Here is a 16,448-nt window from a genome sequence, read left to right on the forward strand (position 1 = left end):
ATTTAGCATGAAATGGTGTTTTTATTCAAAGTTGTTTAAGATGCTTGAATTGAGGTGTATTTAACTCCTCCTCATATTCACTTTCAAGATATTTTCTTATGTCATCAGCAGATGCGTATAGATATGTGAAAGCCATATCTAACACAGCTTTTCTTTTCCTTATATCCTTATTCGACAATCCTGTTCCTTCGCCTTCATCAACCGAACCGAGCAAATTATATAAAGTTTGGGTGAAATCTTTTAAAGTGTAAGTCATATGATCAAAGTCTGTGTTTTGCGCTTCTTCAATATCTGATTCATCTAGCCTTTTCATTAGATGTATAAATTCATTTTCCATCCTGTGCAACTCCTATTCTGTTTAAAACATGTTTTATTTAATCTTAGCTTCTATTTGTACAAACTCTCCCAGTGGCTCAACACATGCTACTTCGTACATGCAGTCGTCATATGTATTGAGTAGAACCTGTGTTTCCTCTGTTATTTGCCCTTTGTCCATCATCTCTTGCAATGAATCAATCAATTGTTTTACCTTCATAGACATGAATTACTCTCTCCCTTTAAATAAAGCATTCCCCTGTATATTTCTTAATCTCTGAGATAACGCTTGCTGATAATTTTTCCCTTCAATTGATGTTGAACAATCAATTAAGTTAAGTGTGTGACCTCCCTTATCAACAGTGATCAATAGCTGATCACCTATATCACGATTAATCCATTTTTTATGCCTTCTTTCTGCCATGTATGAAAAACCAAAATTATTTTGTGTATGTAAATTCACTATACAGCTGGTTGATAAACTTTCGATTGCCGTTTTAGCAGCAAGAATTATTGATCTGTTTTGCGTTCGCTCTAAACAGGTGAAATATGTTTCTTTCATAATTCCTTTGTATCTAAATATCGCGATAGCTACCCCAGTTTTTGCAGGTGCTTTTTGTAGCACTCTGATGAAAATATCAATTTCTTTAGACATAATATCCACCTTTTCAAGATTTTATATTATATCTAATTATCACACATTTAGACTAAAGCTCAATATATATTTTGTTTTAGTCGCAGCCAACTTTTCACCCATCTTTATAGCATATCCGCTCCCTTTAAAAAAAGAGAGCGAAAGTATTTTAGTTTAGAATAATAACATTTAGTTATATATCTGTTAAGCTGGCTTACGCTTACTAATTAAATCGGTTATGTAGTCTGCACCTTTAGCAGTGAGATACGTTTTTGAAACATATCCAATCTTAGATGTTGGCACACTTTTAACTTCAAATAAACCACGACCCATATATTTCTGATATGGAAGGTTATTTGCCATCAGGATTTTCTGATCCTTAAGAAAAGTGAATAACTTATTACGTCCAAATCCTTTGATATTTAATTCCTTAGCAAGTGAACCAATGTCCATTAGCCCGTCAGCGTCCAAGAACTGATGATACTTCTCCACTTTTGGTTGATACTCAGTTACCTGTTGTTCCAAAAGGAGTTTTTCAGATTCGATTCTCTCACGTTCCTTTTGTTCTTGTATCCATCGCTCCGCCCGTTGGATTGAGTTATCAATCATATAGGAAGGAACTAATTGTTTTTTAAGCTGCGTTTCCATCTCTTCAAACCGTGTAACATAATGCGCAGTAAACAAAACGCCTTTTGTGCCATTCATTTTATTAGCCACCATGTCGCAACCTTTACGTGTTAGAAGATAATACTTGTAGGATTTATTGTTGCCCTTTGTTTTATAGTGATCTTTAATGTAAAAATCCTGAGAGCGCAATTCTGCGCTTTCTAAAATTTGGATATGATTATGAATTGTCCTAAGAAATTCTTTATGTTCTTTCCCTACCATATCAGCCACTTCACGACTATCCATTAAAAGTTGTCCATCCCGTTCAATTACAGTTAAATTTTTTTCCAATAAAACCTCTCCAATTAATTTGATTTATGTATATTTAGATCTTTATGAAAAAGTTTACATTTCACATTCAAATCACCCCCTTATGTCCATTATCTTCTTAATAAAACAGCAACAAGAACCCTTATGATATAAAGCTTTTAAAGGTCTGTTGTATCCTAAAAAAGAAGAATAACCATTAGGATTTTTTCAATTCATATAAAATATGCATTTCATTTAGATTGTTAGCAAACAAGCTCCTGTTGCCTATACTCATCAAAAAACATATTACAGTGACCAATTTGACTAAGATACAGGCTCTCTTTAGGTCTTGTTACACCGACATAAAATAATCTTGCTTCATCTAAAAGATCGCTTTTTCTATGAGGAAACTTACCATCTTCAACCCCAATTAAGAACACATGTTTAAATTCTAGACCCTTGCTTGCGTGAATACTCATTAATCGCACGGCATTTTCATTTTTCTTTTTACTTGGCTTGCTGCCGTATACAAAATTAATGAACTGCTCTAAGTTATTATTCTTAACAAATTTCTTCATGGTATTGAGAGATTCTTTTCTGTCAGTTATCTCATCTTCATCAAGGTATTTCTCTTCTATGTAATCATTCATTCTGAAAGTTTTAACTACATTGTCGATCAATTCTTCCACTGCAATCCCTTTAAGCACTTGCATTTGGAGTTTATTAATCATACTTTGGAATTTCAAGACATTATCGTTTTGAGTCGGACGATCAAATCTCATATTTAACATGGCCTCATATAGGGACATATTTGTTTGTCCGGCAAATGACTCAACATCTTTTAAATTCTTATTGCTAAAATAACGAAATGGATCATTCCTTAGTGTGAAAATATCTCGAAAGGCTGCATCATCATGTGGATCACGAATTAATCTTAAATAAGCTACAATCCCTTTTACCTCTTTTCTCTTGAAAAAACTCCCATTGTTAGTAATATTATATTCAATTTCACGCCTTTTTAGTTCATTCTCAACATAGCTAGAATGAGAGTTTAATCTATAAAGGACACAAATTTCTGATGGTTTTTCACCGGCTTTAAGCAATGTTTCAATTTTATCAGCTGTATTCAGACCTTCTGCTTCTCTGTCCTGATAAGTTAGTGTCTGAATTTCGCCATTGTTATGAATGTTAGGGATGGAGTCTGCGTAATGTTCATAGTCACCGTAGTATTCCTTGATAAAACTGTTTGCGTTATCAACTATGTTTTTATTTGATCTATAATTTGTATCTAGGTTAATAACAGTTGCGTTTTCCCAATCCTTGTCAAACTCCATACAATACTCAGTATTACCGCCTCTAAATGTGTAAATAGCTTGTCTATAATCGAATAAGCAGAATATATTCCCAGAGGCGCAAAGTTCTTTTAAAATGAGATTTTGTACTAAGTTAGAATCTTGATGCTCGTCTACAAGAATAAATTCATACGTATGCTTATGTTTATTGTTTTTTAGCACCTTGTAACACTCCAATAAATAATCATCATAATCGTACAGTCCGTTTTTGGATTTAAAAGCCTCATACTCCTTATAGAAGAGACGTAATTGCTCCTCAGTATATTTACTCTCTTTAATTAAAAACTCGTCTGTGTACCCCCTTAAAAAGTTCTTTTGGTAGCTGATGAAACTCGTAATGTCTTTAATGTCTGGTTTCTCTTCAAGTGATTTAAAACAGTTTTCTCGCTGCCATTCTTTAATCGTATTTTTCTCGTTAATTTCAATTCCCTCTTTGAGAAGAATGTTGCGGCATACTGAATGAAATGTACCTACATTCACACTAGTTAATTTCTGCTTATGTAATTTCTTCTTAAGCTCATTTGCAGTATTACGCGTAAAACTGATAGCTAAAATATCCTCTTGATCTTCACCGTAATCCCTCACCAATGTTTTAACACGGTTAAGGAGAACGGTGCTTTTACCGCTCCCTGCCCCTGCAATGACTGCACAAGCCCCTTTATAAAAATTAATCGCTTCTAATTGTTGTTTGTTAAACTTTAGAGTCATTCTAAATAATTCCCCCTTTTGTTCCTTCTTCTGTTTTTTCTAAATATGTAAATAAAGCATTGACTTTCTCTTGTTGAAGTGAATTATTTTCATGCATAGCTATGTATTCGTTAATTTTCTTGTCAATATATTTTCTGATCGGCGTCCATCTTTTAACAATTTTCAAAGCAGCTTCAAAGTCGTTAATGTTAATACTCGAAGTATTAGGTACATTTAGAGCTTCAGACACCTTTCGATAGCACTGCATCAATAACCCTCTATAAAATAAAATGTGCTCTGGACTGCCAATTGGCTTTACATAATCAAACACTCTACTTTTAGCAGCATTTTTAAACTCCAGAAATTTTCCTGATTTATCATGTTGGAAAGTAAAGAATGTTTCATCATATTCTTTAAATTTGCCTTCCATCTTTGAAATTTCTTCTGCATTTTCACTTTCTTTCAAAGACAGCTGCTCAACTTGTAGCTCCAGCTCTTTTTGTTTATCAGCCATTTTTATAAAATCTTCACTTAATCTATTTACTTTTAAACTTAGTACCTTGTCCATGAGCATATCAATTTCTCCGTTTGACATTTTGTTCAATTCCAGTTCATTAATCGCCATATTAAACCACCTCAATAATATTATTTTTATTCGTAATTTTTCTCATTTCTTTGCACCAGGATTCCACATGCCCGATTACAGAATCAAGATTGTTCATTATAATTTGATTGTCACTCATATTCCTAATGGCCTTTGCATACTTTACAGGCGCTAAACTACCTTTTAGTACTTTTTCAATCTCCCAAACCATTTCAGAAAGCTCTGAAGTGGCCTCAACTTGTCTCCCTAGATCATCCTGTTCTCTTGTTACGGCCTTTAATTTGTTTGTTAGCTCCTCGTATTCTTTTACTTTCACATCACTCCTTTCAAGTTGTTGCTCTAAGATCATTTTTTGTTTTGATAAGTTTTCATATTTTTTATTTTTATACTCTAATTCTTTTTTTAATGTGTCTATTAGTTTGTAGTCAGTGTTATCAATGACTTTTTCAACAACTGTCTTGTTTTTCTTTTCTTGGTTTAATTCATAACTAAGATTCTTATTATCCTCTTCAGCTTTCCTCAACTTAGCTTCAAGTTCTTTGTATTCCTTTAATGTCTTAACTTCTCCATTTAAGACTGCTTCCTTAGCTTGTTTCTTTGAGTCGGTTGATTCTGATGAAGGACGGGAAATTTCATACGTTAATGATACTGGAAGATCTTCAAGCATCTCAGTTTGTCTCTTATTACAATTTGTAATAAGATCATATCGGTGTATTAGGCGACTTACTTGAACTTGATTCATTCCAATATGTTTAATCCATTTATCAAAGACCCCTTCATACTTGTTATAACTTGACAATTGTTTCTGCGTTTCCTTCAATTCTCTTCCTAGCTCGGTATAAGCCTTGCCTACAATCTCACGCATGTTGAATTCTTTTTGCTTTAGGAAGTCAGCAGTTGATTGATCGACTAAATCATATTTGAACTCTGTTGATAATTCTTTTGTCATTGTCTTTACATCCTTTCCAAGTTGCCGTTCCGATCCATTTTTAACTTTATGTTTTTCAAAGGGTTGTCCTCTTTTTTCGCTTTTGTTGATTTGGAACCATCTTCATCATGATCAATCAACTCACTTGCTATAAGCTCTTGAAGCTTGTCTATTCTTTTCTTCTGGCTTTTAACTTTGTTGCTAAGTTTATTGATCTTGTCGTCTTTATCAGCTAATAGTTTGTTTGTTCCAGTCTTTTCATGTTTCAAAGACAAAATTTCGTTTTTAAGATCAAAGATTTCTTTTGTTGAGGTTTCTGTCATGTTCTGCACAGATTGCTGCATATTAAAAATCGGCGTTAACATGTTCTTCACCTCATGTAGAATTTGTATATTGTTCGACTTCATCATTTCTTTAATTACATTTGTATCTGAAGCAGGCACAACAACTTCTTTCCTTTCATGAAAAACCGATGGAACAAACTCTTGTTGAGTACCGTCCTCCTCATTTGTGAGTTCTTTTCTTACCTTAATGGCTGTATCTGAATTTTTAAGGATCATTGCCAATCTTAAAGCTGCTCTTTTAGGAACGATATATAGCTTAATGAATTTCCCAGGCATATTATATTTATGCTTAAATCCTTCAAGCTCTAATCCTTCTAGTTTCTTTAGTCCATCTTCAACCAAAACCTCATTATTTCTGTGAATGTATGTAGTCAATGTAGGTACTTTCATTCCGAAATACTCTGACAAGAATTTTATTGAGGTATGTTTTTTGTCACCTAGCATCTTTAACTTTTTCACTTTGTCCAAGACGTCAATTCGATCCATGTACTGCTCTCTTTCACTTTCTTTGATTAAATATAGATTGGTATTCTTCATGTTATGTATTCTCCTCTTTAAATTTTTTAAGTTTAATGCGCCCTTAAAACATTATATTTTATTTTTATTCTTAAAGTATATTCACTTCACTGTTGCTTTAACTTGATTAGAGTATAGCATGAGTATTTAAAATTAACAATAGTTATTTTATTTTTATTCTAAAAAAAGAAGAACATATTATCGAGGTTCAGCTTGCTGAAACGAGACGGCCGTAAAGGCACTTTACGGACGAATTTATTATTTTTTTATTTAATTATTTTTCTGGTTCTCCTTAAGACTTAGGCTCTAAAACCCTTGATATGACTGGCTTATTTTTTAAGTTTAAGAGGTTTGTCCTCTTTATCAGGTATCGAGCCAGTTTGTGAGCAGCTTCCTCATTCTCAAAGAAGGTATGTACAAAGTTATTTCTTCTCCATCTCTAATAGCAGACCTCCATACCCATTGTACTAACTCAGACAATGCAAATGCGTCCTGGTCTATTGTAATACTGTACTTTTCTTTAAAATAATTATACAGAACAGTATTCGTATATCTGTTTATTGTATATGCTAAGTGTTTCTTATGCTTAAACTCATTTGTTGCACGTGCATTACATGAAACAAATCCCTTTGTATACCCATTGCCCTTTATTTTGTTCTTATGGTCTGAATAAGTCGTCCACATAGCTTCATCACTTGACGACTTAACAATATTATTAAAGTAATTGAATACATTGTTCTTCACCTTTTTGATTGTGTAAGGTGATTTATTTTTATACCAATTAGAAGACAGTGAAAACTCCAGTTGTCCTATTGTGTTTAGATTACCTTCATATATTTTTATTTTGTTTCTTAACTCTTTCTTAAAGCTCCTTTCATAATCAGTACTGTGATCAATGAACCTATACTGCCCATCCATGTAAGCTGAAATGTACTTTTGATACTTAATGTTGTTCAGATCGTAGTAATATTTTTGTATTTGAGCATCAAACATATATGTAAGTATGTAAACCTCCTTGAATAACTGGAATACGTCGGCAGGAAAGTTCCAAATCAATATATTATCTTTGAAATACATTAGGTTATTATTTAACGCCATATCTCGAATATCATCGTATCGTGTTTCATAATCTTTTTTTTCTTCATTCCATTTGACAAAACCGTTTTCAACATAAATCAAATTGGAATCAAACAGTGTGGTTAGATCATGTTTCTTTACCTGTAATTGTTCCACTACTTCCATGACTTCATCTAATATCAGTGTGTAATTGCCTGCAAGTATAAGTTCTTTTGTCTCGTCGTTTGCGTTTTTAAAAAGGTTATGAGTTGCCACAATGTTTTTATTCTGTGATAAGAGTTCGTGAAAGGATTCAAACTTATATTGTGTTTTATCACCTTTCTTCTTTACTTTAGGTTCGAAAAAGTGTTTGGACTTTATACTTTTCTTTATGCGCTCAACTTCATTTAAATAAGGTGTGATGAATATAAAGGTTTCTTCTTTACCAGCAGAATTCATTTTGTTAATCGCTGCAGATGTTTTACCGCTCCCCATAACCGAATCAACTATTTTAATTTTATTCATAATGAATATAGACTTCCCCCTTTAATATTAAAAATAAAGGAACGGATAAATGTTTTACCGCTCCTTCTCATGTATGAAATTCAATTGTTGATTCTTTCTTCAAGATCATGAATACGTCTTTCAAGTCCAGAGAATTTCTTATCATTGTATCGGTGGTCACTTTCAATATTCTTGTTAATAATCTTAAGCATGGATACAACCTCTGCAGGTTCATTTTCTTCGATCCGTTTAACCGTTTCTTTAATATCCTTAACGTCCTGCTTAATTGTTTTAATATCCTTGGATAGTTGCTGTATCGCTTCAAGGATCTGATTTTCCATTCCGCTCACCTCTATTAAGCTTAGTATAGCATGATGTCAGTTAGATTTGTTTACCTTCTTTTGGCGTATAACAAAGTAACCGATCCATAACAAAATGATAATGATACACGTTACTATGAAGATAGCCGTAATAAGCGTCTGTATTCCGCTGCTGAAGTAATCTTTGATGAAGAGGAACAATAAGAATAAAACAATAAATGTTATGTTCGTAAACCATAATGAGAATCGTTTCATGTTTACAATGTGCTTGTCCATGTTATAATATGGGTAGTGACTAAAGGGGAATTAATCCCCTTTAGCGTGTTATCTGCGTATACGTTTGCGTTGTCTCTTGCTACGGAGGCGCTTGCGTGTACGCTTTTTCTTTTTGCTTTTCTTATTCTTCATCAGGTTTTGAATCTTCTCAGCTATCGTTAAACAGTTGATGATTAAAACCGTGATAGGAATAAGGAAAGCAATTGTTATACCCACTTTCTCAAGCACTATGTACACCTCCTTTCCTATAACTCTATTATAGCACATTTCCCCTTCAAAGTCATTTTATTTTTACTCTTAAAATGGATTTTTTTAAATTATTTTGGCACTATTATTCATGTGTGTATAGGCTGTATAAGGCGTGTATGTGGATTGGATACCAATGATACTATGATCAAATTAAAATTGATTCTAGGTGTATTAGAATGCTTCTGATGATGTGTGGTTAGTGTGTATAGGATGGATATATGATGTAGGGTGAAGGAAACGGATAGAGATGAGGACAAGCAAGGTTATGGGTGGATGCAATGAGATGAAGGATGAGAAGGAATATGATTAGGATGAATATAAAATAGGTGTGTGGATTAGATGAGTAAATTGTATAGATAAAAAATAAGACTTCGATTTGCTTCCTTTCGTTATATACACGATTATTTTTAATGAATGGGTATTCACTTTTAAATTGACCACTTAATTATTTTTTCAAAAATAACTATTGTTTTTCATTTGAAATTGTGTTAGCTGTGCAAATTTATCAGCCAAATTATAAAAACCCTACATAACGTATCTTATATAGGGAATTCAATACCAATATATAGGGGGTGTATTAACATCCAAAGGCCAAAAAACAGGAACAAATGTACCCCTAGCACTTCCATTTCCACACCAAACTTATTTTTCCACTTTCCCATTTTTCAGCCTATTTTCGCATCGTAATCGCTATCGTAAAAGCCTATAATATCAATGTTTTTCCACCCCTCATTCTCCCCTTTTTCATCAGATTTTTTAATAAGCAACCACTTTTCCTCTCTCCTGTATACGTTTTACGAGCACAAAACACCTATTATCCCCTTTGACATCTCTAAAACATTGCTATATCAACTAAATAACCCTTTCCAATCTTCATTTACGATAAGCACTTTTTTAGGTCACGATCACCCGGGGGGTCATTAAAAATCAAAATAAAAAAGCCACCATAATAGGTAGCTTCCCTTTAAAATTAACGTTTTAGTCTCTTCAGCGCCTCCATATACGAGGTCTTTTTCGATTCCTTGTTCTCCAATTTCTTCGGTTTAAATAAATCCTCTCTACGGCGATTCTTCGCTTTATAAACAGTTGTTTCTTTAACTTCAGTGTTTCCATTTTCAATTAGATCATCTAACTGCTTCATCCGTTCATTGATCCAGGTTAACCCGCTAAGAATCGTTATTGCCCTATTCCCTTTATCATAATGTCCTTTAAATAAGTCTAGGGGCATCTTGTTATCAAAGACATTAAACAGCTCATTATACGATATATGCTCCGTTAAAAACTCATGAACATCCAGGATAACACCAGCTCTCATCACATTTGCAAACTCAACAGGAGTAAATATCGAATTGTTCCACGACTTCTGTATATCTTCATGTAGCTTATCAAAATACTTGCCCTCATTTGTAAATTCATTGAGGTCTGTTTGAGCAATAGTCATGATTCCTGGTGTGTCAAAAAGCTGATTTAAATCCTTCCTGTCTAATGTACTGATCTTTGATCCTCTGTCCGTGTAATTGAGTAAGACTTCAATTAGATCAAGGAACATCTTGTTTGTCTCCTTGTATAGTCTGCTTTCAGAAATCTTCCCTTCATATTTACTCAAAACCATTTGATTATCCAAAGGTAAGACACAGGTCTCTGGCATAGATAAGTCATCAAGTAACTCTAGTGTATTCATCTGGTTAACCAATACCTCATTATTGTCAGGAAGGATTGGTACAGCAACTATTGTTTTATGTGTAAGACATTCGTTTAACAATTCTAATAATATAGGGGCTACTCCTGAACCGGTTCCACCAGCTGCAGAGAAAACTACGAAAATAACTTGTACTGAAGGCTTTTCCATTGTGTTCTTTATGAACTCAATAGAGGACTCCCAGTTATTTTTCATATGTTTCGCTGCTACGCTTCTGTCTTTACCCACTCCTTCTGTTCCGACCAAATGCAGCTTATCTTGAATATTGATCAATGAATTAAGGTCTGAAAGTGAATAATTTATTGCGACAGAATGAAATCCTCTCTTCATTGCTTCATCTGCTACACTTCCGCCGGCCTGACCAACTCCAATAAATCCAAACATTAAACCCTCTCCCCCTCTAATTGATATCTCAAAGCTTCTTGACCATATTGAGTAATAAAAATTGTATGCTCTTTAGTGTTTTTCACTATATTAATAAATTGCAAGGCCTCCAGACGATCGATGCTCTTTCTAAAGGTAGCAGCAGTTAACTGAGTTTTTGCTTGAATGGTTTTCTTCCTAATTGATTTAAACTTTAAATCAGCCCCTTCATCGCTCAATAAGCCTAGAATATACAGATCATTTCGAGTTAAATTATCAATGACTGAATCAAAATAAGTATCCATGTGACCCCTCCTTAATATCTGATGATTTTGAAGTATCTTGGTTGATATACGATTATTATATTGCCTATTTGTATTTAAATGCAAATATTTTTGTATCTTAATGCAAATAATAACACTCTGCTTGTATGTAAACCAGTCATTTTATAAAATTTATTCAAACAGCAAAAGGATGATTTAGATGGAATATAGGGTTAAAAGTAAGTTGGATTCATTTCTAAGTAGCAAAGGTATCGAAAAAGGCTGGTTAGCAGAGCAAATAAAAGCTGAAAGAGCAAGTATATCTAGATGGTGTAAAAATGACAGCGAGGGATTTGCAACCGTCCTCCCTAGTACCTACAATCTTTTATTGATGGCACATGTTCTAAATTGTAAAGTTGACGATCTTTTTGAATTAAGCGAAATTAAATCCAATTAACTTTGGATTTTTATGTTTACAAGAGTAAAAATAAAATATATAATGAAGACACAACCACGTGAAGTGGTCTTTATTTTAATCATTTTAAGAGTAAAAATAAAATAGTATGGAGGTGTAAGATGAAAAAGCAGTATTTATTTAGTCATTTAATGGGGTTTATTGAGGGAAAAGTAGTCGATGGGACAGCAACACCGGAAGAAGAATACCTTTATCAGGATTACAAATGGTACGGAAAGATTAATAAGCAAAGTTTTACATATCGAAGTTTAGTAAATCAATATCTTAATAGCGAATATTAATCACCTTAAGAGTAAAAATAATATACATATTAATTATTTATCGAAATAAAACAATGAATGGGGAGCTATTGATATGAATTATTACAAAAAATTGTCTAGTGCTTTACATGATGTAGAAAATTTAGAAGAAGTCTGGGATATTTCCGCACTAATTAATGAGAGTTATCAAGAAAATAAAATTACTAAAGATGAGGAATTATCTTTACAAAGTAATTTACTGTCCTATTGCGGATCGCTTGGTTTTAGCCTTGTTAGTATTGATGATTACGATTGGGAGGAAATGAAACGCTTCAATCCTGATTTAGACTAAAGGAGGTGTAAAATGATAAATTCTCAGTTTTTTACATACAAATTTAATTCATCTAGACTTAAAGAATTCAATTTTAAAATAGACTTATCTTTTGAAGAAGCTCAAAAATACAACGAGGTAATCACCCTATTTGATAATCAAATACTCAGATCAATTCGAGAACTTAAGAACTCAGATTTTGACCCTAGTTATATTGATGCATTGCAAGAAGAAAAAGAAAAGTTAAAGAAGAAAACCCACCAAGAGGAATACACCAGAAGACTGCAAGAAATTCAAAGCCAGCTTAATAACATACTTTTTGTTCCTGAATACATAACAATCAAGATGGATCACATTAGTCATTATAAATATTTATTCAATGAAGGACTTTATCTTAATGGAAAACGTTATGTTCGCTTCTCTTCTTCTGCAGGTCAAGCTAGAGTTTCAACAGTCGTATTTCTTGAAGAAGAGACAGCTAAAGCCTTGACAGTTGTATTGGACAACGGCAGAGATCTAACCAAAAAGCTCGTCCCTTCTAAATTTAATGCTTATAAAGGATTGGCTGGAAGTGCAACTAAAGTTGTTAGCACACCAAGATTCTGTTTAGTTCCTGACTATTATAGTGACACTGAAGTTAAAGTGAACTTTGTTACAGAGACTGATCTTGAAGATGATGACATTATTGATATTCAAGATATTGTTGAATCATTTAATCGTTTTGATGGTCAGGGTTTAATTAGCTATGAGATGGCAGAGAAATGGGCAGCAGAATTGGGCCTCGATTACGTTCCTGCACAATGGTGTATTAGACAAAACTTTATAAAAGGTATGCTAAACACCTTCCCTATTCATGAGTTTTGTGAAACAGTCAATAACGGAAATTACAGAATAAGAACATCCTATAAAGATGAAAATGGCACCCTAAAGATAGCTGATTTAAGAGACATTGATGTAATTTTGACTGAAAGCCAATTTAAATTGTGGGATAGCTTTCCTTCCATTGAAGTTTATAAGGAAAATTGCATAAAAAACAATTTAAGATGGGGAGTATCGCTCCACAGTCCTAAAAAAGATAAAGACATCTTAAAGATGAACTATCAGTTTCTTCAAACACTTAATTTGAATAATGAGGATATTGAAAATATCTGTGAGAAGTTCGTTAATTGGATCACAGGAGTTAACGGGGAGAATATTTATTACAGCATCCTCTTCCTCATTGGAACTGACATAACTGATGTTAAAATTGAAAATTACTTAAATAAGTCAGACAACCACTGGATAAAAGCTTTAATTGTTAATCCTGATTTGATAAATGACAAATACATAAAAAAGAAAATATATGACTTAATGAAAAAGAAAATCCAACGAGGTTGCCTTGGGGACATAATTCTAGATGGGAACTTTCAAACTTTAGTAAGCGATCCTTATGCCATGATGCAGCATGTTTGTGGACTTGAAGTTACAGGGCTTTTGGGGAAACGCGAGTATTATTCCAACTATTGGAATGAAAAAGGTGTCAAATATGTTGATAGTATGAGAGCCCCCCTCACCTACCGAAGTGAACACTTGATCTTAAATCTTAAGAAGAATGAAGAAGTTGATTATTGGTACAGACATAACTACACAGGAATAATCGTTAATGTACATGGATCAGAAACAATGAACTGGGCTGGGAGCGACTTTGACTATGACATCATTGCAACTACTTCAGATAAAACTGTACTCAAAGGGGTTTATAAAGATGAGTTACCTGTAGTGTATACCCCTCCTACCTCTGAGAAAACGATTCTTACCGAAGATGCCTTATTCAATGCAGACTTATTTTCCTTTGGCTCAATCATCGGTTCAATAACAAACAAAAGCACAAGTGGTTATGCGCTTTTAGCTGAATTGGAAACTGACTCTGAAGAATATGAAACAACTTTAAATCGAGTAAAGATGTGCACAAAGCTTCAAAGCGCTCAGATCGATAAAGCTAAGATCGGTAGAGAGGTTAAAGGTATCCCCTCCCCTTGGGTTAACTACAACAAGGTCAAAGACACGGATTCTGCTGAAGCTAAGGCTGAAAAAGAATTCAAGAATAGAATTTTGCTAGACAGACACCCTTATTTCTTCATCTATTTGTATAAAGGAACTAAAAATAAGTACAAAAAACATGTCAAAAGCTATGACATCACTTGCAAACAGAAGTTTGGAGTAAGCCTTAAAGAGCTTAGATCAACAAAGAGAAAAACAAAAGAACAACGTGATTTTTTAAAGCTGTTCGATAGGTTCAACCCAGTAATCGAAAGTGACTGTGTCATGAATCGTATTTGCAAATATATTGAGTCTGTTGATTTTGGGATAAGAAATATTGTTAACAAAGATTTTGATGAAGAGATTTATCAGTTGTACTTGAGCAATGAGGCAGCGTTTGATGAAGACAAATACATAAAAGTTAAAGAATTGTACAGAAAGTTCAAGAAAGTTATTGGACAGAATGCAGCTTTAAACACAGACGATTCTGCTGAAAGAAGCTCATTTGACTCTGAGCTACATACTCAAATATCAAATTCACAAGCATTATTTAAACAAGAGGTTTTCCAAGTCAGTTCAAGTGTTGACGAAATAACCAATTATCTAGTTAGGCTTTTCTATATCGATGACAAAACGGCTAATAAGGAAATTTTATGGTCTGCTTTTGGACAATACATATATGAAAATATCAAAAAGAAAGCAAAAGAATTTTACATACCTGTTTCTGATATTAAAGGAGAGATTGAATACTTGAATAATAGATACACATTGAAAAAGGTGACGTTGTAATGAGTGATATAAAGTTTAAAGAAAAAAATTATGCAGAGCTCTTACTCAAAAAAGGCTTTATTTCCAAGAATTTGGGTACTGAAATGAAAATCCTAGCTAAATATTTTAAATCAATGGGGAAAAAGCCAAAAGAACGAGAAAAACTTCTCTATGATTTTTGTGAAAAGCATATAGTTGACTTTAGCCGGGTACTTTACTTTAAAAAAATCAATTCTGCCCTTAATTATGCAAGGAAAAAAGAAAATGTTCTAATCAATATTGATCGAATTGAAATAACAAAAAACGAACTTGAAGTAATTGATTCTTTAGATGTTGATCATGTACAAAAGAAACTTTGTTTTACTCTCCTAACACTAAACAAGCTTTACTCAACAATCCATGAAACTAAATATGGAGAAAAAAATAAAGAACATTTTTACGGAGGCAACAATAAAAAATATAAAGAATTAATAGATGCTTCCCATACCTCCCTAACAGCAAACAAACTTCATCTTATTATTGGGGAATTAGCTGCTAAAGAAATAGTTGAGATTAGAAATAAAGGTTTTATTAAACTGTCCTTTATATATGAGATTGAACTTGATAGTGAAGTTGCGATTTTAATAAATTCTTTTGACGATATTGGGCTTTACTATGATCTATATACAAAGCAACAGAGGGTTAGACAATGTTCCACTTGTAATACACCGATTAAAGTTAAAAGTAACAAAACAAAGTATTGCTCAAATTGTGCTTTGGAAAAAGAAAAAAACCGAAAAAAACAGTGGAAACGTAACAGGTCTCGAAAAAGTAGCGAAATAGAAAAACGATGAAACCCTTGATACATAAGGGCTTTAAGGACATTTATAAATTTTCTAGTTATGGTAAGACATACATATATTTAAGAATAAAGATAAAATAACAAAGGAGAAATAACATATGAATAAAACAGAATTTGTTGGAGCAGTTGCAGACGAATTAGGAGTTACTAAGAAAGAAGCTACACCTAATGTAGAGGGAGTATTTAAAGTACTTGCAGGAACATTGGCAAAAGGTGAATCAATCAAAATTCCTGGAGTTGGGACATTTGAAGTTCGTGAACGTGCAGCTCGTAAAGGGAGAAATCCAAAATCGGGTGAGGAAATTGATATTCCAGCTACAAAGGCACCTGCCTTCAAGGCTGCTAAAGCTCTAAAAGACGCAGTGAAAGCTTAATAAAAATTAAAGAGGACGACAGGAAAGACTTCCTGCACGCTTTGTCACATAGAGCTTATGCTCCTAAAAGTGGCAGAGTTAGATGTTATGGAGGAATTTGTCGCCCTCCCCTCTTTTCGCATGTGTTCATCTCCAGTTTAATTAATTAGAGTTCTTTTATTGATGGCATGGGGGTGTCGTCAATAATAAGCTGTTTACTGATATGTGGGATATCAGTTCTCGGCTAATATTCATTTGTTTGAGGACTTGGAATGCCAGGGTTTCGGATAAGTGGATATTAGCGGGGTATTGCCCTTGCGTGGAAGAAGCTTTTTCTAAACATGTCTATTCTCACTTCATACGAACAAAAGCATTAAATTCGACTTTACAGCTACAA

General features: G+C 33.4%; 18 protein-coding genes. 6 read left to right on the plus strand and 12 right to left on the minus strand.

The window, feature by feature from the left end:
• Nucleotides 1-25 precede the first annotated feature (25 nt).
• From JNUCC21_RS11395 to JNUCC21_RS11450, 12 genes are all read right to left on the minus strand, one after another.
• Nucleotides 26-337 (minus strand): hypothetical protein, encoded by a 312-nt coding sequence (locus tag JNUCC21_RS11395; RefSeq protein WP_038458701.1) that lies wholly within the window; start codon nucleotides 335-337, stop codon nucleotides 26-28.
• 33 nt (nucleotides 338-370) lie between these two features.
• On the minus strand, nucleotides 371-541 hold the full coding sequence (locus tag JNUCC21_RS11400) for a hypothetical protein (RefSeq protein WP_203226402.1): 171 nt from the start codon (nucleotides 539-541) through the stop codon (nucleotides 371-373).
• Between the two features lie 3 nt (nucleotides 542-544).
• Nucleotides 545-970, minus strand: a complete 426-nt coding sequence (locus JNUCC21_RS11405) for a hypothetical protein (RefSeq protein ID WP_038458703.1) — start codon at nucleotides 968-970, stop codon at nucleotides 545-547.
• 183 nt (nucleotides 971-1,153) lie between these two features.
• On the minus strand, nucleotides 1,154-1,906 hold the full coding sequence (locus tag JNUCC21_RS11410) for a Rha family transcriptional regulator (protein ID WP_369878144.1): 753 nt from the start codon (nucleotides 1,904-1,906) through the stop codon (nucleotides 1,154-1,156).
• Nucleotides 1,907-2,127: 221 nt separating this feature from the next.
• The gene (locus JNUCC21_RS11415; protein WP_369878145.1) at nucleotides 2,128-3,924 is read right to left on the minus strand and encodes an ATP-dependent helicase; all 1,797 of its coding nucleotides are present in this window, start codon (nucleotides 3,922-3,924) and stop codon (nucleotides 2,128-2,130) included.
• A 1-nt stretch (nucleotide 3,925) separates the two neighbouring features.
• Entirely contained in the window at nucleotides 3,926-4,528 is a 603-nt protein-coding gene (locus JNUCC21_RS11420; RefSeq protein WP_369878146.1) for a hypothetical protein, read from the minus strand.
• Between the two features lies 1 nt (nucleotide 4,529).
• Nucleotides 4,530-5,456, minus strand: a complete 927-nt coding sequence (locus JNUCC21_RS11425) for a hypothetical protein (protein ID WP_369878148.1) — start codon at nucleotides 5,454-5,456, stop codon at nucleotides 4,530-4,532.
• 5 nt (nucleotides 5,457-5,461) lie between these two features.
• Entirely contained in the window at nucleotides 5,462-6,316 is an 855-nt protein-coding gene (locus JNUCC21_RS11430) for a hypothetical protein (RefSeq protein WP_257432509.1), read from the minus strand.
• Between the two features lie 342 nt (nucleotides 6,317-6,658).
• Nucleotides 6,659-7,876, minus strand: coding sequence for a hypothetical protein (locus tag JNUCC21_RS11435; RefSeq protein ID WP_369878149.1), 1,218 nt, complete (start codon nucleotides 7,874-7,876; stop codon nucleotides 6,659-6,661).
• A gap of 80 nt (nucleotides 7,877-7,956) precedes the next feature.
• The gene (locus JNUCC21_RS11440; RefSeq protein WP_369878150.1) at nucleotides 7,957-8,196 is read right to left on the minus strand and encodes a hypothetical protein; all 240 of its coding nucleotides are present in this window, start codon (nucleotides 8,194-8,196) and stop codon (nucleotides 7,957-7,959) included.
• 1,474 nt (nucleotides 8,197-9,670) lie between these two features.
• Nucleotides 9,671-10,783, minus strand: coding sequence for a cell division protein FtsZ (locus tag JNUCC21_RS11445; RefSeq protein ID WP_266026505.1), 1,113 nt, complete (start codon nucleotides 10,781-10,783; stop codon nucleotides 9,671-9,673).
• Nucleotides 10,783-11,067 (minus strand): hypothetical protein, encoded by a 285-nt coding sequence (locus JNUCC21_RS11450; RefSeq protein WP_104843421.1) that lies wholly within the window; start codon nucleotides 11,065-11,067, stop codon nucleotides 10,783-10,785. The genes JNUCC21_RS11445 and JNUCC21_RS11450 overlap by 1 nt, the downstream gene beginning before the upstream one ends.
• A 178-nt stretch (nucleotides 11,068-11,245) precedes the next feature.
• Between JNUCC21_RS11450 and JNUCC21_RS11455 the strand changes: the two genes are divergently transcribed.
• The 6 genes from JNUCC21_RS11455 (at nucleotide 11,246) to JNUCC21_RS11480 (ending at nucleotide 16,072) form a co-directional block, all read left to right on the plus strand.
• Entirely contained in the window at nucleotides 11,246-11,482 is a 237-nt protein-coding gene (locus tag JNUCC21_RS11455; RefSeq protein ID WP_038458718.1) for a helix-turn-helix domain-containing protein, read from the plus strand.
• Nucleotides 11,483-11,601: 119 nt separating this feature from the next.
• Nucleotides 11,602-11,781 carry a hypothetical protein gene (locus JNUCC21_RS11460; protein WP_014417885.1) on the plus strand — a complete coding sequence of 60 codons (180 nt, stop codon included), beginning with the start codon at nucleotides 11,602-11,604 and terminating at the stop codon, nucleotides 11,779-11,781.
• A gap of 73 nt (nucleotides 11,782-11,854) precedes the next feature.
• A complete protein-coding gene (locus JNUCC21_RS11465; protein WP_369878151.1) occupies nucleotides 11,855-12,091 on the plus strand; it encodes a hypothetical protein in 237 nt (78 codons plus the stop codon).
• 12 nt (nucleotides 12,092-12,103) lie between these two features.
• Entirely contained in the window at nucleotides 12,104-14,878 is a 2,775-nt protein-coding gene (locus JNUCC21_RS11470; RefSeq protein ID WP_369878152.1) for a hypothetical protein, read from the plus strand.
• Entirely contained in the window at nucleotides 14,878-15,690 is an 813-nt protein-coding gene (locus tag JNUCC21_RS11475; RefSeq protein ID WP_369878153.1) for a hypothetical protein, read from the plus strand. Before JNUCC21_RS11470 ends, JNUCC21_RS11475 begins: the two co-directional genes overlap by 1 nt.
• A 106-nt stretch (nucleotides 15,691-15,796) precedes the next feature.
• Nucleotides 15,797-16,072, plus strand: coding sequence for an HU family DNA-binding protein (locus JNUCC21_RS11480; protein WP_369878154.1), 276 nt, complete (start codon nucleotides 15,797-15,799; stop codon nucleotides 16,070-16,072).
• Nucleotides 16,073-16,448 lie beyond the last annotated feature (376 nt).

Source organism: Bacillus sp. JNUCC-21 (assembly GCF_041222765.1).
GTDB lineage: Bacteria > Bacillota > Bacilli > Bacillales > Bacillaceae > Bacillus > Bacillus velezensis.

Coding starts and splice junctions, on each gene's coding strand:
- JNUCC21_RS11395 (WP_038458701.1), bottom strand. CDS start 337: ATGGAAAATGAATTTATACATCTAATGAAAAGGCTAGATGAATCAGAT.
- JNUCC21_RS11400 (WP_203226402.1), bottom strand. CDS start 541: ATGTCTATGAAGGTAAAACAATTGATTGATTCATTGCAAGAGATGATG.
- JNUCC21_RS11405 (WP_038458703.1), bottom strand. CDS start 970: ATGTCTAAAGAAATTGATATTTTCATCAGAGTGCTACAAAAAGCACCT.
- JNUCC21_RS11415 (WP_369878145.1), bottom strand. CDS start 3,924: ATGACTCTAAAGTTTAACAAACAACAATTAGAAGCGATTAATTTTTAT.
- JNUCC21_RS11420 (WP_369878146.1), bottom strand. CDS start 4,528: ATGGCGATTAATGAACTGGAATTGAACAAAATGTCAAACGGAGAAATT.
- JNUCC21_RS11425 (WP_369878148.1), bottom strand. CDS start 5,456: ATGACAAAAGAATTATCAACAGAGTTCAAATATGATTTAGTCGATCAA.
- JNUCC21_RS11430 (WP_257432509.1), bottom strand. CDS start 6,316: ATGAAGAATACCAATCTATATTTAATCAAAGAAAGTGAAAGAGAGCAG.
- JNUCC21_RS11435 (WP_369878149.1), bottom strand. CDS start 7,876: ATGAATAAAATTAAAATAGTTGATTCGGTTATGGGGAGCGGTAAAACA.
- JNUCC21_RS11440 (WP_369878150.1), bottom strand. CDS start 8,196: ATGGAAAATCAGATCCTTGAAGCGATACAGCAACTATCCAAGGATATT.
- JNUCC21_RS11445 (WP_266026505.1), bottom strand. CDS start 10,783: ATGTTTGGATTTATTGGAGTTGGTCAGGCCGGCGGAAGTGTAGCAGAT.
- JNUCC21_RS11450 (WP_104843421.1), bottom strand. CDS start 11,067: ATGGATACTTATTTTGATTCAGTCATTGATAATTTAACTCGAAATGAT.
- JNUCC21_RS11455 (WP_038458718.1), top strand. CDS start 11,246: ATGGAATATAGGGTTAAAAGTAAGTTGGATTCATTTCTAAGTAGCAAA.
- JNUCC21_RS11460 (WP_014417885.1), top strand. CDS start 11,602: ATGAAAAAGCAGTATTTATTTAGTCATTTAATGGGGTTTATTGAGGGA.
- JNUCC21_RS11465 (WP_369878151.1), top strand. CDS start 11,855: ATGAATTATTACAAAAAATTGTCTAGTGCTTTACATGATGTAGAAAAT.
- JNUCC21_RS11470 (WP_369878152.1), top strand. CDS start 12,104: ATGATAAATTCTCAGTTTTTTACATACAAATTTAATTCATCTAGACTT.
- JNUCC21_RS11475 (WP_369878153.1), top strand. CDS start 14,878: ATGAGTGATATAAAGTTTAAAGAAAAAAATTATGCAGAGCTCTTACTC.
- JNUCC21_RS11480 (WP_369878154.1), top strand. CDS start 15,797: ATGAATAAAACAGAATTTGTTGGAGCAGTTGCAGACGAATTAGGAGTT.